Raw genomic sequence first — 12264 nt, forward strand, 5'->3', positions numbered from 1 at the left:
CCCTGCCCGGACCGCCGGCCGCCAGCAGGCCACAGGCTGGCCGGCGCGGTCTGAATTCGGCCGACGAGGTAACGCCCGGCTGGATCGGATCCGGAAGTTTCCGGTCCCCACTGTGCACGGTGCCAGCAGTGCACACGGCGGGTTTCCGGAAGTATTCGTGGTTGACTGCGGCCATCGATGGCCCTAACGTTTCGGCCAAGTTACCGATCGCTATCCGGAACATATCGGCGTCCGCTTGCCCGATCCCGAACGCCCGGCCCCGGCGCCGACCCACCACGTCCAAACCGCTCGGCACCTGACCCGAACCCTGCACTTCATGATCGACATTGGTCGATTGATATGGAAAGGAAGGCAGATGAAGTTGAGACGGTGGATGTCCGTCGGCGCGGTCGCCGTGGCGACCGTGGCGGCATTGAACACGGTGCCGGCCACCGCCGGCAAGCCGTACGACCCGACCGCGAAGACGCTGGGCGCGCTCGGCCTGCGCCATGGCCTCCAGATCGGCACCGCGGTCAGCATGGACGCCCTCAACGATGCCGACGACCCGCAGTACCGCAAGATCGCCGCGACCGAGTTCTCCTCGGTCACCGCCGAGAACGTGATGAAGTGGGAGAGCCTCGAACCCACCCGCGGCACCTACAACTGGGGCCCCGCCGACCAGCTGGTCGAGTTCGCCAAGCGCAACCGGCAGAGCGTGCGCGGCCACGTCCTGGTGTGGCACAACCAGCTGCCCGAGTGGCTCACCAGCGGCGTCGCCGACGGCTCCATCAGCAAGCAGGAACTGCGGGAGCTGCTGCGCAAGCACATCACCACCGTGGTCAAGCGCTACAAGGGCAAGGTCTGGCAGTGGGACGTGGTCAACGAGGCGGTCAGCGACCCCTGGGACACCCCGCCCACCCTGCACTACAAGGGCTTCTGGGCCGAGAACCTCGGGCCCGGCTACCTCGCCGACGCGTTCCGCTGGGCCCGCGCCGCCGACCCGAGGGCGCTGCTGTTCTACAACGACTACAACATCGAGGCGTTCGGCTCCGGCGACCCGGCCGACGACAAGACCCAGTTCGTCTACGACATGGTCAAGCGGCTGCGCGCCCAGGGCGTACCGATCGACGGCGTCGGCGCTCAGGGTCACCTCGGCACCCAGTACGGCAACTTCAACACCTTCCAGGTGACCGAGGCGCTGAAGAAGTTCACCTCGCTCGGGCTCGCCACCGCGTTCACCGAGGTCGACGTCCGTAGTCAGCTGACCGAGGGCGTCCAGGCCGGCAACTCCGAGGAGATCAACCCCAGGTTGCAGGCGTCGGCGGCCAACTTCAGCGTGCTGATGAAGGCCTGCCTCGCGGTGCGCAGCTGCCTGTCGTACACCGTCTGGGGCTTCAGCGACAACCACTCCTGGGTGCCCGGCTGGTTCGAAGACCCGCCGGAGGGCCTGGCCACCATCTACGACGAGAACTACCAGCCCAAGCTCGCGTACCACGAGATCAAGTCCGACCTGATCTTCGCCGGTCCGCCGTACGTCCTGCCACGTATCGCGCCCAGGCCCCGCCGCTGACGCCCCGTCGCGGAGGGTACTAGACCAACCACCACCACCGGGCCGTGTGGGGCGTCGCCCGCCCACACGGCCCACCCCGCCGCCGGTCCCGCGACCGGCGGCCGGACCGGTATCGGCGCCGGCCCGGCGACCCGCCACCCAACCCACCGGAAGGTCCGACCGATGTCGTCAACCACGCACCCCCTGCGCCTCCCGCGTCTCGCCGCGCTCGGGCCCGGCGCCGGCCCCCACCGGTACGCCCCGTCGAGACGATCGGCACCGACCGCGTCGTCTGCCTCACCTTCGACGACGGGCCGCACCCGACGCACACCACGCGCCTGCTCGACGTGCTGGCGGCCCACCAGGTCCGAGCGGTCTTCTTCCTCCAGGGCAACCACGCCATCGAACACCCCGAGGTGGTACGCCGGATCGCCGCGGCCGGTCACGCGCTGGGCAACCACGGGATGCGGCACGACGACATGGGCACCTGGACCGCCGGCCGGGTCGCCTCGGACCTGCTGGAGACCAACGCGGTCATCCGGCACGCGGTGCCGCACGCCCGCATCCCCTACTTCCGGGCACCGTACGGCGCCTGGGGTCAGACCCCCACCGTGGCGACCGCACTCGGGATGCGGCCGATGGGGTGGCGGCTCGCGGTGACCGACTGGGAGCCGCCCGGCACCGAGGAACTTCAGCGGCGGATCACCGACGGCGTCGCGCCGGGCGCGGTGGTGCTGCTGCACGACGGCGGCGGGGACCGAAGTCAAACCGTCGACGCCGTCGCCCGGGCGATCCCGGCGTTGCGGGCCACCGGCTGGCGTTTCACCCTGCCCGACAGCCCCCGAGTCGCCGCCGGCGTCCACGGCTGAGCGGCCACCGACGCCACCGCCTACCAGTCGGTGGCACGCTGGACGACCTCACATCGAAAGGATCGCGTGGGCGGTCAGGATGTCAGGATGTGATTGAGAGGCCCAGGTCCTCTACCGTTTCCCAGAGCTGTCGTTCACGATCGGGGTCGTAGGACTCCTTGGACGAGGAGACTTCCCGGGTGCGGTCGATGTAGGAGCCGGAAGGTGCCGGGATACGCCCGAGCGCGACGTCGGCGAGGTGTCGGCCGGCGTCCTTCTGGCTCGATGCCATCGGGGTCAGCGTCATCAGCGGCATGATCCGTCGCCCCACGAACCGGACGGCTGCGCCTGCTTCGCGGCTCAGGCCGGTGCCGGGCACGAACCCGGGGTTGTAGGCGACGATGTCGACGCCCGGTGGCAGACGCCGTGCGTACTCGTGGATGAGGTATATCGCGGCGAGCTTGCTGGTGGAGTATGCGGTCCCGCCCGCTGTGACGGTGTTCGGCTTCGGGAACGCGCGGATGCGGGCCAGGCTGGCCGGGTCTTGCCAGGACGGCCCGGGCATCATTCCCGCGTTGTGGCGAAAGTCGCCGAAGTGAGCGTCGCTGACGGTGAGCACGATCCGGGACGGCGCCTTGAATCGGTCCTGCAGAAGGCGGAGCAGGACGTGATTGGCGAGGACGTTGACGGCGAATGTCGCCTCGAACCCGTCCGGGCTCTCCGTTACGTTGTTCGTGTAGAGCAGGCCGGCGTTGCCGACGAATCCACGCAGCGGCGGCAGATCTCCCGCGTCGAGCCGTTGGATCAGCTCGTCGGCCGCCGCACGGACGCTGCCCAGTGACGACAGGTCCGTCGGGATTGATGTCACGACGCGTCCGCCTCGGCCGAGATGAGCGGCGAGCTCGGTGCCGGCGGCACCACGGGCCAGGAGCACGAGGTGCGCCTCAGGATCACCGTCGAGGATGCGCTCGACGGCGACACGGCCGAACCCCCGAGTCGCGCCGGTCATGACAATGGTGTGGGTCACGGAATTCTCCCTCGTTGAAGACTTGTGGACGTGCCCGGCGCGCCGAAGCCCGACGAGCTGCCGGTGACGAGGGCGGTCCTGTCATGCCCACCCCTTAACTATGTAACGTAAATTTACTACGTATAGCTACGGTAGCGTTCCTTTGCTCGATCGTCAACGGTGCCCCTTTTACGAGATAAAGTAAGCCGCATGTCACCCCGACCCTCCGCCTCCGAACGACTCGACCGCGACGAGGTCCTGTCCACCGCCCTCGCCATCGCCGACGCCGACGGACTCGACGCCGTCACGCTGCGCCGGGTCGCCGCCGCCTGGAACGTCACACCCATGGCGCTGTACTGGCACTTCAAGGACAAGGACGCCCTGCTCGACGCGCTGGTCGAACGGATCCTCGGCGAGGTGGACCTGACCGCCGGCGGCACGGCCGACCTGCGTACCGTGATGACGGCCCTGCTGCGGGTCCTGCGCGCGCACCCCGCCCTCGCCGAGATCACGCCGATCCGCCTCATGCGCACCGACGCCGGCATCGATCTGGCCGAGCGGGTCATCGCCCTGCTGCGCGGCGAGGGGCACTCACCGGTGGCCGCCGCCCAGCTAAGCATCTTCCTGCTCAACGCGCTGATCGGGTTGGTGATCCGCCAGCCGGGTGACCCCGCCGCCGCCGACCCGGCCCTGCGGGAGTCCCTGCTCACCGCCAAGCGCGCGCGACTGAAGTCACTCTCCCCGCAGGACTACCCCCACCTGACCGAAACCGCCGACTTCTTCCTCGGCCTGCCCGACGAGCAGGAGTACTACGAGCGAGGTCTGACCATGCTCATCGACGGGGTACGTCTCACCTGATCAGCCGAGCACAGGGGACACTGCGAAGTTGCCGCAAGGACCGTGCCCACTGGACGCGCCCAGGCCTTCAGGCGGCGGCTCGGGCGTGGTCGCGTACTCCGGCGAAGCCGCCCTTGAGCAGAACGGTCTATGTCTTTCGGGTGGGCGATACTGGGTTTGAACCAGTGACCTCTTCCGTGTCAAGGAAGCGCGCTCCCACTGCGCCAATCGCCCGCGACGATCGCCCCCACAGGTACGGCGATCTCGAGCGGACGACGGGATTCGAACCCGCGACCCTCACCTTGGCAAGGTGATGCGCTACCAGCTGCGCTACGTCCGCCTGCCCCGGCTGGCGGGGACGGGGGCTACTCTACCCGACGACAAGATCGCCCGGGCGGCGGCCCCGACGCTGCCGTGATTGCGCCGCTCACCGCCGGGGTACAGACGTCCCTCGACAGCACACCGCATCCCCTGGACAAAGGAGGCTGTCATGGGTATCGGCACCAGTATCTTCCTGCTGGCGCTCGGCGCCATCCTCACCTTCGCGGTCAACGCCAGCATCGGCGGGCTCGACCTGGACGTGGTCGGCTGGATCCTGATGGCCGCCGGCGTACTCGGCCTGATCTTGACGACGCTCGTGTGGGGACGCCGCCGCCAGGCGGTCTCCGGCCCGGAGGAGCCGGTGGAGTACCGCCGGGTCGAGGAACGCCGGGACGCCGGGACGCCGCTGTAACCAGCGTGTGGCGGTCGACTGGGACCACGGTGGCGGTCACCGTCCGGTGACCGCCACCGCCGTCTGCCGGCTCAGGACGGCCGGCCAGCCAGCTCCGTGGCGACCGGGGTGTCCCAGTCGATCCGGTACCGCTGCTCCGGGCCGAGCGTCCGTTCCGGATCGAGGAACGTACGCAACGCCAGCGGCATCATGATCCGCATCATCCGCTTCGCGACCGGCCCGGCCGTCTTGGTGGAGGTGGTCTGCCGGCCGCGCCGGATGACCTTCTCCACCCGCACCCGGCGCAGCCGCTCGTAGGCGGCGAACGCGGCCGGCACGTCGGGGCAGTCCCGCAGGCACCGGGACAGTTGCACCGCGCTCTCCACGGCCAGCGACGCGCCCTGGCCGGAGCTGGGCGACGGCGCGTGCACCGCGTCACCGACCAGGACCATCCGCCCGGCGTGCCAGCGCGGCACGGAGGGCATGCTCTCGATGGACCCCACGGCGACCAGGTCCTCGGGCTCGGTGTGGGCCAGCACCTGCCGGGCCGGCACGTCGTCGGCGAACACCGTACGCAGCCGGCGAAGCCACTGCTGCCTCGGGACCTGGTTCGCCCGCGCGTAGCTGACCGGCTGCCGGTCCGGCACGTTGGCGAACCAGGCGGTCCGGCCGTCGGGCTGCACCCAGTAGCCGAAGAACGCCCGGGAGCCGAAGACGAAGTACATCGCCTCCGGGTCGGCGTCGGGCACCGCGTACCGGGCGGCGCCGCCGAGGTTGAGCAGCGGCAGCACCTGCGGAGCGGGCGCCTGCGGGTCGATGAGCGTGCGTACCCGGGACCGGATGCCGTCCGCGCCGATCAGGACGTCGGCGGTGGCGGTGGAGCCGTCGGCGAACCGGGCGAGCACGCCGTCAGGGCTCTGCTCGGCGTCGACCAACCGCTTGTCGTACCCAATCCGCACGCCCTGCGCCTGCGCCCGCTCGCGCAGCACCCGAGCCAGGTCGTCGCGCCAGAGCCCGAGCGTCACCGGCTCGACGGCGACGTGCGGGAACGCTCCGATCCGGCTGCCCCGGCCGTCGGTGACGACCGTGCGCCGCATCGGTAGGCCGACGCCCCGGACGGCCTGCTCGGCGTCGACGCAGCGCAACGCGGCCAGCCCGTTGGGCGCCACGGTCAGGGTGACGCCTCCATCGGCAGCCGGCGGGTACGCCTCGTGGACCGTGGCCTCGATTCCCGCGCGGCGCAGCGCCATCGCGGTCACCGGACCGGCGATCCCTCCGCCGATCACCAGCGCCGTTCGGACAGCTGTCATGTGCGACCCCCCATGGTCTCCTGCCAGGACTGTGCGTAGTCCGGCTGCTTGAGTGATTCGACGAGTTCGGCGACGAACCGGCGCTCCGCCTCCAGCAACGCGAGCGCGTACTGCTCCTCGACCAGGAAGATCCACGCGACGCCGTCGGCACGGGCGTCGTCCATGGTCGTTCGGGTCTCCTCGATCCGGCCGGCCAGCGCCGCGCTGCGGCGCCGGAGCACCTCGACGGCCTCGTCGGGCGGGAGCAGGCTGAGCAGCGACAGGGCGACGGCGAAGTGCGGATGCTCCTCGCGTGGCTGGGCCAGCAGGGAGCGCAGCCAGTCGTGCACCTCGTGCCGGCCCTCGTCGGTGATCGCGTAGACGGTGCGTTCCGGGCGGGCGCTGTCCCGGACCGTCTCCTGCGCGGCGACGAAGCCGGCCCGGGTGAGCTGCTCGATGACCATGTAGAGCGAGCTGCGGGTGTAGCGGATGTGCCGGTCCTTGCCGGTCTGCTTCAGCCGCCGGCCCAGCTCGTAGGGGTGCATCGGCTCCCACAGCAGCCAGGCCAGCACGGCCAGGGCGAGCGGGTTGGGCACCCTCCGACGACGCTCCACGACGACTCCCTTTAGTCAGGATCGACTATGCGGGATCGACTATACGGGTGTCAAGGCCGAGGGCCGACCCGGGGACACGGGTCCGAGGGCCTGGCCGGGGCCAGCGGCACCATCAGCCGGGAGTCTCCCCGGGCGCGGGCACGATGATGAAAGGATCAGCAGCGTCCACCACTCACCAGCGTGCCCGACCGTCCGGACTCACGAGGAGGTCCCCGATGCCGGAGGCCACGAGCACACCCGAGATCATCCGTCGGTACTTCGAGTTGGCGTCCCAACCGGACGCTGAGCCGTACTTCGCGCTCTTCGCCGACGACGCCGTCGTCGAGGACGAGGACAGGACGCACGTCGGCCTCGACGCGATCCGGGCCTGGCGTGCCGATGTGCCGCTGGTGACGTACGAGATCACCGACGTCGAGCAGACCGGAGTCGGTACGGTCGTGACGGCCACCATCAGCGGCGACTTCCCCGGCAGCCCGGTGGCCGGCCTGCGATTCCGCTTCGAGGACTACGACGACCGGCACATCCGCCGGCTCCGCATCGCGCCCTGATCGTGGAAACAGCGCGAAGGCCCGGCTCGTCGAGCCGGGCCTTCGCGCTACCAGATCCATCTTGCGGTGGGCGATACTGGGTTTGAACCAGTGACCTCTTCCGTGTCAAGGAAGCGCGCTCCCACTGCGCCAATCGCCCTTGCTATTACCGAGGTGGGGACGGGATTTGAACCCGCGTACACGGCTTTGCAGGCCGTTGCCTCGCCTCTCGGCCACCCCACCGAGGTTGCCCCCGTCACGCGTGGCGGCAGCTCCGAGCGGACGACGGGATTCGAACCCGCGACCCTCACCTTGGCAAGGTGATGCGCTACCAGCTGCGCTACGTCCGCACGCCCCCGATGAACCGGGTGACGGATGAGAACTCTAGCCGAGCGGTCGAACGGTTGCCAAATCGGGTTCCCATCCCGGCGCGCCCGAAATCACCCCCAGTCAGCTTCCTAGGGGGGTGGGCTACCGCCTCGGGTGGCGCCGGTCCCGGGCCGATGAAAAAGCGCCGGTGAGCAGCGCAGCGGGGTGGAACTTGGCCGCCGAGCAACTGTCCGTCTTCCGACTGTCGCAAGCCGGATCAACCGGGCCTTGGTAACCGGCCGTGTCCGTTTCGATGGGCTACGGTGACGGGCGTGACGAGACGTGCGGCCGAGATCCGCCTGGATGCCCTGCTGCGCACCGCATGTGACGTGATCGTGCAGCGCGGGTTGGCCAACACCCGCACCGCGGACGTGGCGCAGGCCGCCGGCGTGAGCCAGGCGCTGGTCTTCTACCACTTCGCCACCAAGGAACGGCTGCTCGCGCAGGCCTTCGCGTACGCCGTCGAGCAGGATCTGGCCCGGCTCGACGCGGTCACCCGCTCCAGCGCCCCGCCACTGACCAAGCTCCGACGGATCCTGCGGCTCTACACTCCCGCCGGGCGCCCCACCTCCTGGTCCATGTGGATCGACGGATGGGCCGAGTCGCTGCGTACCCCCGAACTGGAGAAGGTCTCCCGCAAGCTGGACCTGCGCTGGCGGCAGGACCTCGCCACGGTGATCTCCGACGGCGTCCGCGAGGGCGTCTTCGAGTGCGCCGACCCGGCCGGCGCGGCCTGGCGGATCAGCGCCGTGATGGATGGGCTGGCCGTGCAGCTCGCGGTGCACGACCGGGTGATCTCCCGCCGGCAGTTCGCCGACTGGGTGCGCCTGGTGACCGCGCGCGAGCTGGGCCTCGACCCCGCCCAACTGGACTAGGGCCGGCGGCGTTGCCGGAACCGGTCGCCGCCCACGCCGGTGCCGGGAACAATGGCGGCATGGACCTGACGGAGACATACCGGCGCAGTCTGGCCGAGTTCACCGACCGGGTGGAACAGGTCCGCCCCGGACAGTGGTCGGCACCCACCCCCTGCCCCGGCTGGGACGTCCGCAGACTGGTCAACCACGTGGTCAGCGAGGAACGCTGGAGCGTGCCCCTGCTCGCCGGGCGCACCATCGAGCAGGTCGGCGACCGGTACGACGGCGACCAGCTCGGCACCGACCCGATCGAGGCCGCCCGCGCGGCCGCGGCGCAGGCCGAGCTGGCCGCCACCCATCCCGGCGCCCTCGATCGGACCGTGCACCTCTCGGCCGGCGAGACGCCCGCCAAGGAATACCTGCACCAACTGCTGGCCGAACACCTCGTGCACGGCTGGGACCTGTCCGTGGCGATCGGCGTCGACCCCACGATGGACGCCGACGCGGTCACCGAGGCCGCCCGCTGGTTCGCCCGCCACGTCGGCGACTACCGGCGCGGCGGCCTGGTCGAACCCGAGGTCGGTGTGGCCACCGGGGCCGGCGAGCAGGACCGGCTCATCGCCGTCTTCGGTCGCGACCCCGACTGGGCGCCGTAGCCACTGACGAGCCGGGCCGGGCCCGCCGGGGCCTGGGTCACCTCAGGTAGCCGCCGTCGCGGGGTACCGTCCGCCACCGGCTCCGCGGGCCGGGCCGCCGCGGCCGTTCCCATCGACCGGCGGCGGGAACGGCGCCGGCGGCGTCGACCGGCGGCTCGGGCTCCGGGTCAGGTGCCGCAGCCGCAGCAACAGACCGGCACCGAGGAACAGCAGCAGGCCACCGAGCAGGAAGGCCGCCTCGGTCAGGCCGAGCCCCCCGTTGCGCGACACCCGGCTGCCGGACGCGCCCGTGGCCGGCGGATCGGCCGCACCACCGGCATACCCCGCGTCGTCGGCGAGGTCGCTCTCCTCATCCGTCGGATCGACCGTCGGCACCTCGACCGGTTCCTCGGTCGGGTCCACCGTCGGCACCTCCGAAGGGGTCGGTGCCGCCGTCGTGGGTCGGGCCGCCGCGCCCCGGGCCGCCACCTCGCGGGTCGCCGTCTGGCGGGACAACAGCCGCAGGTTCCGGTCGTACGCCTCGACCGCGAGGCTGACCCGGCCCTGGCCGGCATCCTCGTCGAACGCGATCCGGTACTGGGCGGTCACCGTGCGTCCCGGGCAGAGGGTGCCCGGATCCAGCTGGCGGTCGGTCAGCCGCACCACGTCACCTTCGGTCCGGGCCCGGACCGGGAACGAACCGGTCTCCTCGATCCGATCCACCCGCACCTGGTCCAGCCGCAGACCCTGCACACCCAGCACCATCGACCAGCGGACCTTGATGCAGCCGCCCTGGTCGGAGCGGGACACCACGGCGGACACCGTCTCCACCCGCCCGCCGGCGGTGAACTGGCCCGGCAGTCCGCTGAGTTCGGTGGCGAACGCCGCGTGCGCGGGTGCCGCCATGGCGAGGTCCACCCCGGTGAGACACGCCAGCGTCACCCCGATCCGTAGCGTGTTGCGCCACAGCCTCTTCACGATCCCGCCTCCCGTTGGTCGCCTCCATTGGCAACGCTAGGAGCGGTCAGGACCAGCCGGTAGACGGGCGTGTTCGCACGGACCGGCAAGCAAGATGCCCGTTTTCACGCACGGTATTGAACCGGTCACGGCCCACCCGCGACACGCCACTGCGGGTCACGGTGGACAATCGGCCGGTGTCCGCGCTCTCCACCGCCTTCGTCCGGTTGCACGCCCGCCTCGCGCCCGTCGCCTTCGTACCCGAGGTGCGGCTGCACCAGGCGGACGAACCGATCGGGTTGTGGGAGCTGACCGAGGGCGAGTTCCGCAGCGACCGGCCGCCCCCGTTCTGGGCCTTCGCCTGGGCCGGCGGGCAGGCCCTGGCCCGTCACGTCACCGACCATCCGCAGTTGGTCGCCGGCCGCCGGGTGCTCGACCTGGCCGCCGGCTCCGGGCTGGTGGCCATCGCCGCCGCCCGGGCCGGCGCGAGCGCCGTCCGCGCGGTGGAGGTCGACGAGCTCGCCGTCGCGGCGGTCGCACTCAACGCCGAGGCCAACGGGGTACGCGTCGACGCCGAACTCGGCGACATCCTCGACGGCGACGCGGGCGACGCCCAGGTCGTCCTCGCCGGCGACGTGTTCTACAGCGCGGCGATGGCCAACCGGGTGCTGCGGTTCCTGCTACGCGCCGCCCGCTCCGGGGCGTCGGTGCTGGTCGGCGACCCCGGGCGGGCATTCCTGCCGCGGGACCGGTTCGACGAACTCGCCCGCTACGACGTGCCGGTCAGCGAGGCGTTGGAGAGCGTCCGGGTGAAGCGCACCACGGTGTGGCGGCTGCGCGCGGGGCGGCCGAAGCCACCCGGCTAGCGTGACGCCGTGCTGTTCCGCAGCTGGGAGCAGGCCCCGCAGGCAACCGAGGGCGCCGGGGCCGGCAGCGGCGTGCTCCGGTGGCCCGGCGTGGCCCGCGTCGCCGACCACGTGGGCGTCGAGCACCTGCTGGTGACCCGGCACGCGCTGGTGCGGCGGGTGCTCACCGACCCGGCGACGTTCCGGCCGGACAACGCCCTGGACGCGGTCACCCCGATGCCGGTGGCCGCGCTGCGGGTGCTCGCCGCCCACCGGTTCCGGCTGCCGCCGACGCTGGCCAACAACGGCGGCGCCGGCCACCCCGGGATCCGGGCGCTGGTCGCCGAGGCCCTGCACCCGACGCGGGTGGCCGCCCAGCGGGACTGGCTGGCCGGGCTGGTCCGGCAACGGGTCGCCGGGCTGACCGCCACGCTGGACGCGGGCGACCCGGTGGACCTGCACGCCCACCTCGCCGCCGACCTGCCGCTGCTGGTCCTGGCCCGGCTGGTCGAACTGCCCGACGCTCCCGTGGCGGCGGTCAAGGACTTCGCCCACGCGGCGCTGGAGCTGTTCTGGGCTCCCCTGGACACCGACCGGCAGCAGACCCTCGCCACCGAGGTGGGCCGGTTCCACCGGGTGCTGCGGGAGTTCGCGGCCGGCGGCGGCGGGCTGGCCGGGTCGCTGCGGGCCGCCGGGCACCCGCCGGACGTGGTGGTCGGCGCGCTGTTCTTCCTGCTGGTCGCCGGGCAGGAGACCACGTCGCAGTTCCTCACCCTGCTGATGCACCGGCTGGTCGGCGAGCCGGCGGTGCTCGCCGGGCTGCGCGACGGGTCGGTCTCCGTCGGCGACGTGGTCGAGGAGGGGCTGCGGCTGGAGCCACCCGTCGTCACCTGGCGGCGGGTCGCCGCCGTCGACACCACGCTGGGCGGGACGCCGGTGGCGGCGGGCACCAGTGTGGTGCTGTGGCTGGCCCGAGCCGGCCGGGATCCGGCGGTGGTGGAATCGCCGGACGAGTTCCGGCCGGGGCAGCCCGGCTCGCGCCGGCACCTCGCCTTCGGGGCTGGCGCGCACCGCTGCGTCGGCGACCAACTCGCCCGGATGGAGGCGGCCACGGTGGTGGCGGAGACCGCTCCGCTGCTGGCCGGGGTGCACGTGGTGCGCCCGCCACGTTGCCCGGACAACCTCACCTTCCGGATGCCCGACGCCTTCGTCGTCCGCCGCTGACATCGCCCGCCCAGCCGGC

At 71.6% G+C, this 12264-nt stretch carries 13 protein-coding genes and 5 tRNA genes; 9 read left to right on the forward strand and 9 right to left on the reverse strand.

The features are described 5' to 3' along the window. The first annotated feature begins 355 nt into the window (after positions 1-355). The gene (locus tag KIF24_RS20930) at positions 356-1549 is read left to right on the forward strand and encodes an endo-1,4-beta-xylanase (RefSeq protein ID WP_221085486.1); all 1194 of its coding nucleotides are present in this window, start codon (positions 356-358) and stop codon (positions 1547-1549) included. Positions 1550-1593: 44 nt separating this feature from the next. After that, positions 1594-2397 carry a polysaccharide deacetylase family protein gene (locus KIF24_RS20935; protein WP_331461228.1) on the forward strand — a complete coding sequence of 268 codons (804 nt, stop codon included), beginning with the start codon at positions 1594-1596 and terminating at the stop codon, positions 2395-2397. A gap of 82 nt (positions 2398-2479) precedes the next feature. On the opposite strand, the gene KIF24_RS20940 is transcribed toward KIF24_RS20935, so the two are convergent. Further along, positions 2480-3403 (reverse strand): SDR family NAD(P)-dependent oxidoreductase, encoded by a 924-nt coding sequence (locus KIF24_RS20940; RefSeq protein ID WP_331461229.1) that lies wholly within the window; start codon positions 3401-3403, stop codon positions 2480-2482. A gap of 189 nt (positions 3404-3592) precedes the next feature. Here KIF24_RS20940 and KIF24_RS20945 point away from each other — a divergent pair, with 189 nt between their 5' ends. Continuing rightward, the gene (locus tag KIF24_RS20945) at positions 3593-4240 is read left to right on the forward strand and encodes a TetR/AcrR family transcriptional regulator (protein ID WP_221085487.1); all 648 of its coding nucleotides are present in this window, start codon (positions 3593-3595) and stop codon (positions 4238-4240) included. A gap of 141 nt (positions 4241-4381) precedes the next feature. On the opposite strand, the gene KIF24_RS20950 is transcribed toward KIF24_RS20945, so the two are convergent. Together KIF24_RS20950 and KIF24_RS20955 are read right to left on the reverse strand one after the other, a co-directional pair. Then, positions 4382-4453 (reverse strand) — tRNA-Val (locus KIF24_RS20950). A 33-nt stretch (positions 4454-4486) separates the two neighbouring features. Continuing rightward, positions 4487-4559: transfer RNA gene (locus tag KIF24_RS20955), tRNA-Gly, on the reverse strand. Positions 4560-4709: 150 nt separating this feature from the next. On the opposite strand from KIF24_RS20955, the gene KIF24_RS20960 reads away from it, so the two are divergent. Continuing rightward, a complete protein-coding gene (locus tag KIF24_RS20960; RefSeq protein ID WP_221085488.1) occupies positions 4710-4952 on the forward strand; it encodes a DUF6458 family protein in 243 nt (80 codons plus the stop codon). Positions 4953-5023: 71 nt separating this feature from the next. Here KIF24_RS20960 and KIF24_RS20965 read toward each other — a convergent pair whose 3' ends face one another. Further along, positions 5024-6241: an FAD-dependent monooxygenase gene (locus KIF24_RS20965; RefSeq protein ID WP_221085489.1), complete on the reverse strand. Its 1218-nt coding sequence runs from the start codon at positions 6239-6241 to the stop codon at positions 5024-5026. Beyond that, positions 6238-6834 carry a PadR family transcriptional regulator gene (locus KIF24_RS20970; RefSeq protein WP_221085490.1) on the reverse strand — a complete coding sequence of 199 codons (597 nt, stop codon included), beginning with the start codon at positions 6832-6834 and terminating at the stop codon, positions 6238-6240. The genes KIF24_RS20965 and KIF24_RS20970 overlap by 4 nt, the downstream gene beginning before the upstream one ends. 215 nt (positions 6835-7049) lie before the next feature. On the opposite strand from KIF24_RS20970, the gene KIF24_RS20975 reads away from it, so the two are divergent. Then, positions 7050-7382: a nuclear transport factor 2 family protein gene (locus KIF24_RS20975; protein WP_221085491.1), complete on the forward strand. Its 333-nt coding sequence runs from the start codon at positions 7050-7052 to the stop codon at positions 7380-7382. 67 nt (positions 7383-7449) lie between these two features. On the opposite strand, the gene KIF24_RS20980 is transcribed toward KIF24_RS20975, so the two are convergent. From KIF24_RS20980 to KIF24_RS20990, 3 genes are all read right to left on the reverse strand, one after another. Next, positions 7450-7521: transfer RNA gene (locus KIF24_RS20980), tRNA-Val, on the reverse strand. Between the two features lie 12 nt (positions 7522-7533). Further along, positions 7534-7604, reverse strand: a tRNA-Cys gene (locus KIF24_RS20985). Between the two features lie 34 nt (positions 7605-7638). Next, positions 7639-7711, reverse strand: a tRNA-Gly gene (locus KIF24_RS20990). A 291-nt stretch (positions 7712-8002) separates the two neighbouring features. On the opposite strand from KIF24_RS20990, the gene KIF24_RS20995 reads away from it, so the two are divergent. Further along, a complete protein-coding gene (locus KIF24_RS20995) occupies positions 8003-8605 on the forward strand; it encodes a TetR/AcrR family transcriptional regulator (protein ID WP_221085492.1) in 603 nt (200 codons plus the stop codon). A 59-nt stretch (positions 8606-8664) separates the two neighbouring features. Then, positions 8665-9240 carry a TIGR03086 family metal-binding protein gene (locus tag KIF24_RS21000; RefSeq protein ID WP_221085493.1) on the forward strand — a complete coding sequence of 192 codons (576 nt, stop codon included), beginning with the start codon at positions 8665-8667 and terminating at the stop codon, positions 9238-9240. A 42-nt stretch (positions 9241-9282) separates the two neighbouring features. Here KIF24_RS21000 and KIF24_RS21005 read toward each other — a convergent pair whose 3' ends face one another. After that, positions 9283-10197, reverse strand: coding sequence for a hypothetical protein (locus KIF24_RS21005; protein WP_331461230.1), 915 nt, complete (start codon positions 10195-10197; stop codon positions 9283-9285). 176 nt (positions 10198-10373) lie between these two features. Here KIF24_RS21005 and KIF24_RS21010 point away from each other — a divergent pair, with 176 nt between their 5' ends. Beyond that, positions 10374-11042, forward strand: coding sequence for a class I SAM-dependent methyltransferase (locus KIF24_RS21010; protein WP_221085494.1), 669 nt, complete (start codon positions 10374-10376; stop codon positions 11040-11042). A gap of 9 nt (positions 11043-11051) precedes the next feature. Beyond that, positions 11052-12245, forward strand: coding sequence for a cytochrome P450 (locus KIF24_RS21015; protein ID WP_221085495.1), 1194 nt, complete (start codon positions 11052-11054; stop codon positions 12243-12245). Positions 12246-12264: the final 19 nt, after the last annotated feature.

It is taken from the genome of Micromonospora tarapacensis, from assembly GCF_019697375.1.
GTDB lineage: Bacteria > Actinomycetota > Actinomycetes > Mycobacteriales > Micromonosporaceae > Micromonospora > Micromonospora tarapacensis.

Coding starts and splice junctions, on each gene's coding strand:
- KIF24_RS20930 (WP_221085486.1), top strand. CDS start 356: ATGAAGTTGAGACGGTGGATGTCCGTCGGCGCGGTCGCCGTGGCGACC.
- KIF24_RS20945 (WP_221085487.1), top strand. CDS start 3,593: ATGTCACCCCGACCCTCCGCCTCCGAACGACTCGACCGCGACGAGGTC.
- KIF24_RS20960 (WP_221085488.1), top strand. CDS start 4,710: ATGGGTATCGGCACCAGTATCTTCCTGCTGGCGCTCGGCGCCATCCTC.
- KIF24_RS20965 (WP_221085489.1), bottom strand. CDS start 6,241: ATGACAGCTGTCCGAACGGCGCTGGTGATCGGCGGAGGGATCGCCGGT.
- KIF24_RS20975 (WP_221085491.1), top strand. CDS start 7,050: ATGCCGGAGGCCACGAGCACACCCGAGATCATCCGTCGGTACTTCGAG.
- KIF24_RS21000 (WP_221085493.1), top strand. CDS start 8,665: ATGGACCTGACGGAGACATACCGGCGCAGTCTGGCCGAGTTCACCGAC.